This window comes from Streptomyces sp., from assembly GCF_031181705.1.
In the GTDB taxonomy this organism is placed as follows: domain Bacteria; phylum Actinomycetota; class Actinomycetes; order Streptomycetales; family Streptomycetaceae; genus Streptomyces.
Window position 1 is genome coordinate 1 of record NZ_JAPSKN010000121.1, and the last position, 10,858, is coordinate 10,858.

General features: G+C 73.4%; 10 protein-coding genes. 8 read left to right on the top strand and 2 right to left on the bottom strand.

The features are described from left to right. Positions 1-73: 73 nt before the first annotated feature. From RIN80_RS20850 to RIN80_RS20860, 3 genes are read left to right on the top strand one after another with little or no spacing between them, the layout of a single operon-like run. Positions 74-1,054, top strand: coding sequence for a DUF5819 family protein (locus tag RIN80_RS20850; protein ID WP_309097159.1), 981 nt, complete (start codon positions 74-76; stop codon positions 1,052-1,054). Further along, positions 1,051-2,262 carry an HTTM domain-containing protein gene (locus RIN80_RS20855; RefSeq protein WP_309097145.1) on the top strand — a complete coding sequence of 404 codons (1,212 nt, stop codon included), beginning with the start codon at positions 1,051-1,053 and terminating at the stop codon, positions 2,260-2,262. The genes RIN80_RS20850 and RIN80_RS20855 overlap by 4 nt, the downstream gene beginning before the upstream one ends. After that, on the top strand, positions 2,259-2,999 hold the full coding sequence (locus RIN80_RS20860) for a TrmH family RNA methyltransferase (protein WP_309097146.1): 741 nt from the start codon (positions 2,259-2,261) through the stop codon (positions 2,997-2,999). Before RIN80_RS20855 ends, RIN80_RS20860 begins: the two co-directional genes overlap by 4 nt. 14 nt (positions 3,000-3,013) lie before the next feature. On the opposite strand, the gene paaN is transcribed toward RIN80_RS20860, so the two are convergent. Further along, the gene (gene paaN / locus RIN80_RS20865) at positions 3,014-4,705 is read right to left on the bottom strand and encodes a phenylacetic acid degradation protein PaaN (protein WP_309097147.1); all 1,692 of its coding nucleotides are present in this window, start codon (positions 4,703-4,705) and stop codon (positions 3,014-3,016) included. 160 nt (positions 4,706-4,865) lie between these two features. Here paaN and RIN80_RS20870 point away from each other — a divergent pair, with 160 nt between their 5' ends. Beyond that, a complete protein-coding gene (locus RIN80_RS20870) occupies positions 4,866-6,383 on the top strand; it encodes a 3-hydroxyacyl-CoA dehydrogenase (protein ID WP_309097148.1) in 1,518 nt (505 codons plus the stop codon). Beyond that, positions 6,380-6,970: a TetR/AcrR family transcriptional regulator gene (locus tag RIN80_RS20875; protein WP_309097149.1), complete on the top strand. Its 591-nt coding sequence runs from the start codon at positions 6,380-6,382 to the stop codon at positions 6,968-6,970. Before RIN80_RS20870 ends, RIN80_RS20875 begins: the two co-directional genes overlap by 4 nt. A 60-nt stretch (positions 6,971-7,030) precedes the next feature. Here RIN80_RS20875 and RIN80_RS20880 read toward each other — a convergent pair whose 3' ends face one another. Beyond that, the gene (locus RIN80_RS20880) at positions 7,031-7,516 is read right to left on the bottom strand and encodes an Lrp/AsnC family transcriptional regulator (protein WP_309097160.1); all 486 of its coding nucleotides are present in this window, start codon (positions 7,514-7,516) and stop codon (positions 7,031-7,033) included. A 187-nt stretch (positions 7,517-7,703) separates the two neighbouring features. On the opposite strand from RIN80_RS20880, the gene pdhA reads away from it, so the two are divergent. The 3 genes from pdhA to RIN80_RS20895 form a co-directional block, all read left to right on the top strand. Then, positions 7,704-8,849 (top strand): pyruvate dehydrogenase (acetyl-transferring) E1 component subunit alpha, encoded by a 1,146-nt coding sequence (gene pdhA / locus RIN80_RS20885; protein WP_309097150.1) that lies wholly within the window; start codon positions 7,704-7,706, stop codon positions 8,847-8,849. Beyond that, positions 8,846-9,850, top strand: coding sequence for an alpha-ketoacid dehydrogenase subunit beta (locus tag RIN80_RS20890; RefSeq protein ID WP_309097151.1), 1,005 nt, complete (start codon positions 8,846-8,848; stop codon positions 9,848-9,850). The genes pdhA and RIN80_RS20890 overlap by 4 nt, the downstream gene beginning before the upstream one ends. Continuing rightward, a partial coding sequence (locus RIN80_RS20895; RefSeq protein ID WP_309097152.1) for a biotin/lipoyl-containing protein occupies positions 9,850-10,858 on the top strand: 1,009 nt, incomplete at its 3' end. The genes RIN80_RS20890 and RIN80_RS20895, both read left to right, overlap by 1 nt.

A 10,858-nucleotide genomic window follows, 5' to 3' on the forward strand; every position in this document is an offset into this window, starting at 1 on the left:
GGTGCGCGTGCGGTGCGACGCCCTCGCGGCCGGGCGGACGGAACGACGGACCGGGATCGTGGAACGGGGCGGAATGGACGCGTACGACGAGGGCTCGACCGCCCGGAACGGCCCGGGCGTGCCGGCCCAGCCGGGTTCGTCGGCCGAGCCGGGTTCGTCGGCAGGGTCGGCTTCGTCGGGGCCTGGATCGAAGGCCGCAGCGGATCCGTCGGCCGTATCGGGTCCGTCGGCCGTATCGGGTCCGTCGGCCGAGGAGGATCCGTCGGTCACGTCCCAGCCGCTTGTTCCCGGCGCACCCGCCGCTCCCCGGTCACCCGCCGCTCGCCGGCCGCTCTCCGGCCCCCGGTCACCTGCCGATCCCGGGCCGCCCGCCAACCCCAATCCGCCCGAGGCGCGTGCCGGCATCGCCGTGTTGTCCCTGCGGTACCGGATCGTCGTCGCGCTGGCCCTCGCGGTCGTCGCGGTCGGGGTCTGCGGGCACCTCGGGATGACGTTCCTGCACGTGGCGCCGGCCAACACCGTCACCAAGGAGCACGGCGAGGCCGTGGACGAGTGGATCTATCCGGAGTTCGAGCAGAACTGGAAGCTCTTCGCCCCCAACCCGCTGCAGCAGAACATATCCGTGCAGGTCAGAGCCTCGGTGCGCGGGGCGGACGGCATGACGGTGACCAGCGGCTGGTACGACCTGTCCGCCGAGGACGGCCGGGCGATCGACGGCAACCCGCTGCCCAGCCACACCCAGCAGAACGAGCTGCGCCGCGCCTGGGACTTCTTCGTCGCGACCCACGACAGCCAGAACCGCCCGGTGGGCCTGCGCGGCGCGCTGTCGGAGGCGTATCTGCGCCGGATCGCGGTGCTGCGCCTGGACCGCAACGACGCGGTGCGGGCCACGACGGGCGGCGGCGGTGTCCTGGAGCGGGTGCAGGTGCGCTCGCGCACCAGCAACGTGCCCCCGCCCGAGTGGAGCCGGGAGAAGGTCTCCACCACGCCCTCCTATCGTGAGCTGCCCTGGTGGGACGTGCCGCGCGACGAGGCCCTGGGAGGCGTGCGGTGAACCGCTTCTCCCTGGCCGTCTCGCGCGGCATCGCCCGGGTCACCGAGGCCGCCCTCGGCCCCCACCAGACCGCCGTCGTCCGCATCGGCTTCAGCGCCACCTGGCTGCTGTTCCTGCTCCGCGAGATCCCTCACCGCCAGGAGCTCTACGGCCCCGACGGCCCCTGGAGCCGGGACCTCGCCGAGCAGCTGATCGGCTCGAACGGTGCCTTCACCGTCGCGATGTGGTTCGACGGCCGCGTCTGGTTCGAGATCGTCTACGCGCTGGCGATCCTCACCAGCGCCCTGCTGCTGCTGGGCTGGCGCACCCGCGCCATGTCGGTGCTGTTCATGGTCGGCGTGCTGTCGCTGCAGAACCGCAGCGTCTTCATGGGCGACGGCGGTGACAACGTGCTGCACCTGATGTCGATCTACCTGGTGTTCACGCGCTGTGCCCAGGTGTGGTCGCTGGACGCCCGGCGTTCCGCGCGGGACCGGGCGGCACGCGGGCGCGGCGAGCGGGTCACCGACCGGACGGGACCGGCCCTGTGGGGCGTCCTCGGGGGCGTGCTGCTCGCGGTGACCCTGGTCGGCCGGATGCAGGGCGACTGGCTGATCCCGGCCCTGTTGTGGACCGTGTGGGCGGCACAGGCCCTGTGGTGGCTGGCCGGCCGCCGCGCCGGCTCGGGCGAGCCGCGGATCGTGCTCGACGTCGTCGCCAACGTCGTGCACAACGGCGCCCTGCTCGTGATCATGGCCGAGGCGTGCCTGATCTACGCGGCGGCCGGCTGGTACAAGATCCAGGGGTCCCGCTGGCAGGACGGCACCGCTGTCTACTACCCGCTCCACCTGGAGTCCTTCTCGCCCTGGCCCGCCCTGGCCGGTCTGCTGTCCGCCAGCGGCACGCTCGTGATGCTCGTGACCTACGGGACGGTCCTCGTCCAGGTCGCCTTCCCCTTCACGCTGTTCAACCGGCGGGTGAAGAACGTCCTGCTGGCCGTCATGATCGTCGAGCACGCCGCGATAGCCGTCGTCCTCGGCCTGCCGTTCTTCTCGCTGGCGATGATCGCGGTGGACGCGGTGTTCCTGCCGACGTCGTTCCTGCGCCGCCTGGGCGGCCGGGCGGCCCGCGCGCGGGACCGGGTCCTGCGCCGCGCCGAGCGTCCACGGGTGCCCGGACAGCGCGGCCACGAGAGCGCCGAGGCCACGCACGTAGGCTTCGGGGCATGACCGACCCCGTCGCCGACTGGCACCGGCTCGCCGCGACCACCGTCCTGCTCGACGGCTTCCACGCCCTCAAGCACGCGCTGCGGTTCGGCGCCGAGGTGCCGGTGGCGGTCACCGCCGACCGGGCGGCCGCGCTCGCCCTGGCGGACGAGCTGGCCCCGGACGTGCGGGACACCCTGGCCGGGCTGCTGACGGAGGTCCCGCACGGGACGTACGCGGCACTGGTGCCGCGCCCGCATCCGACCGCCGTGGCCGCCCTGGCGGTACGGCCCTCCCGCGCGTCCCACCTGGCGCGGCTGGCCCACACGCCCCGCACGGCTCCCGTGGTGGTGCTCGACAATCCACGCAACCTCGGCAACGCGGGTGCGGTGATCCGCCTGGCCGCGGGCTTCGGCGCGACCGGCGTGGTGACGACGGGCACGGTCGACCCCTGGCACCCGGCGGTCGTGCGCGGCGGCGCGGGCCTGCACTACGCGACGGCGGTGGAGCGGCTTGAGGTGTCCGATCTGCCGCCCGGCCCGCTGTTCGCCCTCGACCCGGAGGGCGACGACATCCGGGGCGTCAGGCTCCCGGACGACGCCGTCCTCGCGTTCGGCTCCGAGCGCACCGGCCTGTCACCCGAGCTGCGCGCGCGGGCGGACCACCTGCTGTCCCTGCCGATGCGCCCCCAGGTCAGCAGCTACAACCTGGCGACCAGCGTGGCCATGACCCTCTACCACTGGAGCTGCGGCGGCGCCTGAGGGTCCGGGACCTCCTACGCCTCCCGCCGCACCTCGACCACCCGGAAGCGGTTCGCGACGAACGCCCCGTCGCACAGCGCCGCACTGGCCGCCGGGTTGCCGCCCGAACCGTGGAAGTCGGAGAACGCGGCCGTCTGGTTCACGTACACCCCGCCGGTCAGGTTCAGCGACAGCTGCGCCGCCTCCTCCAGGCAGACCTCCCGCACGGCCTGCTCGACCTCGGGGTCGGTGGTGTACGCGCCGACCGTCATCGCGCCCTTCTCGCGGATGGTCCGGCCCAGCAGCTCCACCGCGTCGCTGACCGAGTCGACGGCGACGGCGAAGGACACGGGCCCGAAGCACTCGCTCATGTACGCGGCCTCGGCGTCCGGCTTGGCCCCGTCCAGCTTCACGATGACCGGCGAGCGCACGACCGCCCCGGGGAAGTCCGGGTTGGTGATCTCGCGGGACGCCAGGGCGACCTCGCCCAGGCCCGCCGCGGCCTCCAGCCGGGCCTTCACGTCCGGGTTGACGATGGCGCCCAGCAGGGCGTTCGCCCGGGCGTCGTCGCCCAGGAGCCCGTCCACGGCCCGCGCGAGATCGGCGACGACCTCGTCGTAGGACTTGGGGCCCTGGTCCGTCGTGATGCCCTCGCGCGGGATCAGCAGGTTCTGCGGGGTCGTGCACATCTGGCCGCTGTACAGGGACAGCGAGAAGGCCAGGTTGGAGAGCATGCCCTTGTAGTCCGACGTGGAGTGCACGACGACCGTGTTGACGCCGGCCTTCTCCGTGTAGACCTGCGCCTGGCGGGCGTTGGCCTCCAGCCAGTCGCCGAACTCCGTCGAGCCCGTGTAGTCGATGATCCGGATCTCGGGGCGCAGCGCGAGCGTCTTGGCGATGCCCTCGCCGGGGCGCTCGGCGGCCAGCGCGACCAGGTTCGGGTCGAAGCCGGTCTCGGCGAGCACCTCGCGGGCCACCTGCACGGTGAGGGCGAGCGGCAGCACCGCGCGCGGGTGGGGCTTGACCAGGACCGCGTTGCCCGTGGCGAGGGAGGCGAACAGGCCCGGGTAGCCGTTCCACGTCGGGAACGTGTTGCAGCCGATCATCAGGGCGATGCCGCGCGGGACCGGCGTGAACTGCTTGGTGAGGGCCAGCGGGTCGCGCTTGCCCTGGGGCTTGGTCCACTCGGCGTTGTCGGGCGTGCGCACCTGCTCCACGTACGCGTACGCCACCGCTTCCAGGCCGCGGTCCTGCGCGTGCGGTCCGCCCGCCTGGAACGCCATCATGAACGCCTGGCCGGAGGTGTGCATGACGGCGTGCGCGAACTCGTGCGTCCGGTCGCTGATGCGCTTGAGGATCTCCAGGCAGACCACCGCGCGCTGCTCCGCGCCCGCGTCCCGCCAGGCCCGCTGCCCGGCCTTCATGGCGGGCAGCAGCACGTCGAGGTCCGCGTGCGGGTACGTCACGCCCAGGTCGACGCCGTACGGGGAGGTCTCGCCGCCCACCCAGTCGTCCGTCCCGGGCTGGCCGAGGTCGAGGCGGGAGCCGAGCAGGGCGTCGAAGGCGGCCTTGCCCGCCGCCGCGTCCAGGCTGCCGTTCTCCCCGTAGGCCTTGGGGTGCTCGGGGTGCGGGGACCAGTACGCGCGCGTGCGGATCGCTTCCAGCGCCTGGTCGAGGGTGGACCGGTGCCGGGCGATCAGCTCGTGCGCCGAGAGTGCGGCGGTCATGGGTGACCAACTCCTCGTCTCAAGAACTCTTCGTCGAGTTCATGACCTGGGCAGAAACCTGGGCAGGAACACTCGGACAGAGCTAGAGTAACCGAACGATCGGTCGGTTCAAGGGGGTCCGCCGCATCTGTGGAAAACCCCGTGCGGGAGGATCGCGCACATGACAGCACTGGACCTCAGCAGCCCCGTGGCCGTCGTCGGCACCGGCACCATGGGCCAGGGAATCGCCCAGGTCGCGCTGGTCGCGGGCCATCCGGTACGGCTGTACGACGCCCTTCCGGGGCGGGCGCGGCAGGCGGCCGACGCGATCGGGGCCCGCCTGGACCGGCTCGTCGAGAAGGAGCGGCTCACCGCCGCCGACCGGGACGCCGCCCGCGCCCGTCTGCTGCCCGCCGAGACCCTCGCCGAGCTCGCGGACTGCTCGCTGGTCGTCGAGGCGGTCCTGGAACGGCTGGACGTCAAGCAGGAGCTGTTCCGCGAGCTGGAGGACGTCGTCGGCGACGACTGCCTGCTCGCCACCAACACCTCCTCGCTGTCCGTCACCGCCATCGGCGGCGCCCTGCGCGTGCCCGGCCGCTTCGTCGGCCTGCACTTCTTCAACCCCGCCCCGCTGCTGCCGCTGGTCGAGGTCGTCTCCGGCTTCGCCACCGACGTCACGTACGCCACGCGCGCGTACGAGACCGCGCGCGCCTGGGGCAAGACGCCGGTCGCCTGCGCGGACACCCCCGGCTTCATCGTCAACCGCATCGCCCGGCCGTTCTACGCCGAGGCCTTCGCGGTGTACGAGGCGCAGGGCGCCGACCCGGCCACCATCGACGCCGTGCTGCGCGAGTCGGGCGGCTTCCGGATGGGCGCGTTCGAGCTGACCGACCTGATCGGCCAGGACGTCAACGAGTCCGTCACGCGGTCGGTCTGGGAGGCCTTCTTCCAGGACGTGCGCTTCACCCCGTCCCTCGCCCAGCGCCGCCTGGTCGAGTCGGGCCGGCTGGGCCGCAAGAGCGGCCACGGCTGGTACGACTACCGGGACGGCGCCGAGCGTCCCGAGCCGGACACGGCGGAACACCGCCGGCCGCCCGCCCACGTCGTCGCCGAGGGCGACCTGGGGCCGGCCTCCGACCTGCTCCCGATGATCCGCGAGGCGGGCATCCAGGTCCGCGAGGAGGATGAGGACAACGGCACCCGGCTGGTCCTGCCGAGCGGCGGGCAGCTGGCCCTCGCCGACGGGCAGACCTCCGTGGAGTTCCGGGACGTCGTCTACTTCGACCTGGCCCTGGACTACCGCGCGGCGACCCGGATCGCCCTGGCCGCTTCCCAGGACACCGCCCCGCAGACCCTCGCCGAGGCGATCGGCCTCTTCCAGGCGCTCGGCAAGAAGGTCACCGTCATCGGTGACGTCCCCGGCATGATCGTCGCCCGCACCGTCGCCCGGATCATCGACCTCGCGCACGACGCGGTCGCCAAGGGCGTCGCCACCGAGGAGGACATCGACACCGCGATGCGCCTCGGCGTCAACTACCCTCTGGGTCCCTTCGAGTGGAGCCGCAGGCTCGGCCGCTCCTGGGCCTACGCGCTCCTGGACGACCTGCACCTGCGCGACCCCTCGGGACGCTACGCGCCGTCCCTCGCGCTGTACCGCCACGCCCACGCCTCCGACCAGCGGGAGGGCAACGCCTCATGACCACCGCCAGGCGCGACACCTACACCCCGGACACGCTGCTGTCCGTCGCCGTCCGGGTGTTCAACGAGCGCGGTTACGACGGCACCTCCATGGAGCACCTGTCGAAGGCGGCCGGCATCTCCAAGTCCTCGATCTACCACCACGTCACCGGCAAGGAGGAGCTGCTGCGCCGGGCCGTGAGCCGGGCCCTGGACGGCCTCTTCGGGATCCTCGACGAGGAGCACGCGCGCGTGGGGCGTGCCGCCGAGCGCCTGGAGTACGTCGTGCGGCGCATGGTCGAGGTACTGATAGCCGAACTGCCCTACGTGACGTTGCTGCTGCGCGTGCGCGGCAACACCGGCACCGAGCGGTGGGCCCTGGAACGGCGCCGCGAATTCGACCACCGGGTCGCCGACCTGCTCAAGGCGGCGGCGCTCGACGGGGACGTGCGCGGCGACGTGGAGGTCCGGCTGGTGACCCGGCTGGTCTTCGGGATGATCAACTCGATCGTCGAGTGGTACCGGCCGGACGGGCGCGGGATGAACGAGCGCGAGGTGGCCGACGCGGTGGTGCAGCTGGCCTTCGGAGGCCTCCGCAAGAGCGGCTGAGCCTCGCGGCAGCGGTTGGGCCCCGCGGGAGCGGCCGGCGTTGCGCGGGAGCGGCCGGACTCAGCCCTGGGGCTCCAGGTCCTCCTCCTCGAACACCAGCAGCGTGCGCGTGCTGAGCACCTCCGGGATCGCCTGGAGCCGGGTCAGGACCAGCTCGCGCAGCGACCGGTTGTCGGACACGTGCACCAGCAGCAGTACGTCGAAGTCCCCGCCCACCAGGGCGATGTGGGAGGCGCCCGGCAGCTGTCTGAGCTGCTCGCGCACCGTGCGCCAGGAGTTCTGCACGATCTTCAGCGTGATGTACGCGGACGTGCCCTGTCCCGCCCGCTCGTGGTCGACCCGGGCGCCGAAACCGCGGATCACGCCGTCCTCGACGAGCCGGTTGATGCGGGCGTAGGCGTTGGCGCGCGAGACGTGGACCCGTTCGGCGACCGACCGTATCGAGGCGCGGCCGTCCGCCTGGAGCATGCGCAGGATGTCCTGGTCGATGGCGTCCAGCGGTCTGGCAGGCGGCAGCGCGCCGCTGTCGTCCGCACTCTCGGCCATTTGTTCAGATGCCACCCGCGCCACCCTCCCCGCCATGGACGTACTGCGTCCATCTCAGGCTGTGGAGAACCGTTTGTCCACAGCCTGAGGCCACCCGTAGCCAAAATGTGCCGACGACCGAACAATCGGTAGGTGAGGCGCATCACAGCCGACGTGCCTCCATCCGCTCCCACGAGGAGGTGCCGTCATGACGGTCATGGAGCAGCGGGGCGCGTACCGGCCGACCCCGCCGCCCGCCTGGCAGCCGCGTACCGACCCCGCGCCGCTGTTGCCCGACGCGGAGCCGTACCGCGTCCTCGGCACCGAGGCGGCCGCGAAGGCCGACCCGGAGCTGCTGCGGACGCTGTACGCCCAGCTCGTCCGCGGCCGCCGCTACAACGCGCAGGCCACCGCCCTCACCAAGCAGGGCCGCCTCGCCGTCTATCCCTCCACCACCGGGCAGGAGGCCTGCGAGGTCGCCGCCGCGATGGTGCTCCAGGAGCAGGACTGGCTCTTCCCCAGCTACCGCGACACCCTCGCCGTGGTCGCCCGCGGTGTGGAGCCGGCCCAGGCGCTCACGCTGCTGCGCGGCGACTGGCACACCGGCTACGACCCGTACGAGCACCGGGTCGCTCCCCTGTCCACCCCGCTGGCCACGCAGCTGCCGCACGCCGTGGGCCTCGCGCACGCCGCCCGCCTCAAGGGCGACGACGTGGTCGCGCTGGCCATGGTCGGCGACGGCGGCACCAGCGAGGGCGACTTCCACGAGGCGCTGAACTTCGCCGCCGTCTGGCAGGCCCCGGTCGTCTTCCTCGTGCAGAACAACGGCTTCGCGATCTCCGTGCCGCTGGCCAAGCAGACCGCGGCCCCGTCGCTGGCCCACAAGGCCGTCGGCTACGGCATGCCCGGCCGCCTGGTCGACGGCAACGACGCCGCCGCCGTGCACGAGGTGCTCTCCGACGCGGTGCGCCACGCGCGCGCGGGCGGCGGTCCCGTCCTGGTGGAGGCGATCACCTACCGCATGGACGCCCACACCAACGCCGACGACGCCACCCGCTACCGGGGCGACGCCGAGGTCGAGGCCTGGCGCGAGCACGACCCGATCGTGCTGCTGGAGCGCGAGCTGACCGCGCGCGGCCTGCTCGACGAGGCCGGCATCGAGGCCGCCCGCCAGGACGCCGAGACCATGGCCGCCTCCCTGCGCGAGCAGATGAACCAGGACCCGGTCCTCGACCCCATGGACCTGTTCACCCACGTCTACGCCGAACCCACGCCCCAGCTGCTGGAGCAGCGGGAGCAACTGCGGGCCGAGCTGGAGGCCGAGGCCGAGCCGGAGGAGGGCACGCACCGATGACCACCGTCGCCGTCAAGCCGGCCACCATGGCACAGGCCCTCACGCGCGCGCTGCGCGACGCCATGGCCGCCGACCCCGCCGTGCACGTCATGGGCGAGGACGTCGGCACCCTGGGCGGCGTCTTCCGCGTCACCGACGGACTCGCCAAGGAGTTCGGCGAGGACCGCTGCACGGACACCCCGCTGGCCGAGGCGGGCATCCTCGGCACCGCCGTCGGCATGGCCATGTACGGCCTGCGCCCGGTCGTGGAGATGCAGTTCGACGCGTTCGCCTACCCGGCGTTCGAGCAGCTCCTCTCGCACGTGGCCAAGATGCGCAACCGCACCCGCGGCAAGATGCCCCTGCCGATCACCATCCGCGTCCCCTACGGCGGCGGGATCGGCGGCGTCGAGCACCACAGCGACTCCTCCGAGGCGTACTACATGGCGACTGCGGGGCTCCATGTCGTCACGCCCGCGACGGTCGCCGACGCCTACGGGCTGCTGCGCGCCTCCATCGCCTCCGACGACCCGGTCGTCTTCCTGGAGCCCAAGCGGCTGTACTGGTCCAAGGACTCCTGGAACCCAGAGGAGCCCGCGCCCGTTGAACCCATCGGCCGCGCGGTGGTGCGGCGCTCGGGCCGGAGCGCCACGCTCATCACGTACGGGCCGTCCGTACCCGTCTGCATGGAGGCGGCCGAGGCGGCCCGGGCCGAGGGCTGGGACCTCGAAGTCGTCGACCTGCGCTCCCTGGTGCCGTTCGACGACGAGACGGTGTGCGCCTCGGTGCGGCGGACGGGACGCGCGGTCGTGGTCCACGAGTCGGGCTCCTTCGGGGGCCCGGGCGGGGAGATCGCGGCCCGGGTCACGGAGCGCTGCTTCCACCATCTGGAGGCGCCGGTGCTGCGTGTGGCCGGGTTCGACGTGCCGTACCCGCCGCCGATGCTGGAGCGTCACCACCTGCCCGGTGTGGACCGGATCCTGGACGCCGTGGGGCGCCTGCAGTGGGAGGCCGAGAGCTGATGGCACAGGTGCTGGAGTTCAAGCTGCCCGACCTCGGAGAGGGGCTCACCGAGGCGGAGATCGTGCGCTGGCTGGTCGAGGTCGGTGACGTGGTCGCCATCGACCAGCCGGTCGTCGAGGTCGAGACGGCCAAGGCGATGGTCGAGGTGCCCTGCCCCTACGGCGGCGTGGTCACGGCCCGCTTCGGCGAGGAGGGCCAGGAGCTGCCCGTCGGGGCCCCGCTGATCACGGTGGCGGTGGGGGAGCGGACGCCGTCCGGCGACAGCGCGGACCCCGGCGCCGACGGGCCGGCCGGGGCCGGTACGCGGGGTTCCGCCGGAACCGGCGCGGGCAGCCCGTCCGGAACCGGTGCCGGCTCCTCGTCGGGTGCCGGGGGCGAGGGCTTGCCCCGTGCGGGCGGTGACGGTTCGTCCCGTGCCGGCGGTGACGGTTCGGGCAACGTCCTCGTCGGTTACGGCACGTCCGAGGCGCCCGCGCGGCGCCGCAGGGTCCGGCCGGGACGGCCGGTGACGGGTGCCTCCGCGGCGGCCGCGGCCGGTGGCGCACGTCCCGGCGCCGCCGGGAACGGGCGGGCCGGGGCCGCCCCGGGCGGCGGGGCCGGCGTGGCCGCACCGGCGGCGGCCGGTGCTCCCACCGGCCCGGTGAACGGGCACGCGGGCGGTGTCGCCGTCGACGACGGGCCCGTGCCGGTGATCTCGCCCCTGGTCCGCCGGCTGGCCCGGCAGAACGGCCTCGACCTGCGCGAGCTGACCGGCTCCGGCCCGGACGGGCTGATCCTTCGGGCGGACGTGGAGTACGCGCTGCGCGCGGCGGGCCGCGGCACCACGGCGACCACGGCGGCGGAACCGCATGCGCCCGGGCCGCAGACGGCGGGCGCGGCATCCTCCGCGATCCAGTCCCCCGCGATCCGGTCCTCCGCGATCCAGTCCCCCGCGATCCGGTCCTCCGCGACCGCGGCCCCCGGCGAGATCCGCACGCCCCTCAAGGGCGTCCGCGGTGCCGTCGCCG

Excerpts from the sequence above, each read along its gene's own strand:
- RIN80_RS20880 (WP_309097160.1), bottom strand. The coding sequence starts at position 7,516 with ATGGCCGAGAGTGCGGACGACAGCGGCGCGCTGCCGCCTGCCAGACCG.
- RIN80_RS20870 (WP_309097148.1), top strand. The coding sequence starts at position 4,866 with ATGACAGCACTGGACCTCAGCAGCCCCGTGGCCGTCGTCGGCACCGGC.
- RIN80_RS20850 (WP_309097159.1), top strand. The coding sequence starts at position 74 with ATGGACGCGTACGACGAGGGCTCGACCGCCCGGAACGGCCCGGGCGTG.
- RIN80_RS20875 (WP_309097149.1), top strand. The coding sequence starts at position 6,380 with ATGACCACCGCCAGGCGCGACACCTACACCCCGGACACGCTGCTGTCC.
- pdhA (WP_309097150.1), top strand. The coding sequence starts at position 7,704 with ATGACGGTCATGGAGCAGCGGGGCGCGTACCGGCCGACCCCGCCGCCC.
- RIN80_RS20860 (WP_309097146.1), top strand. The coding sequence starts at position 2,259 with ATGACCGACCCCGTCGCCGACTGGCACCGGCTCGCCGCGACCACCGTC.
- RIN80_RS20890 (WP_309097151.1), top strand. The coding sequence starts at position 8,846 with ATGACCACCGTCGCCGTCAAGCCGGCCACCATGGCACAGGCCCTCACG.
- paaN (WP_309097147.1), bottom strand. The coding sequence starts at position 4,705 with ATGACCGCCGCACTCTCGGCGCACGAGCTGATCGCCCGGCACCGGTCC.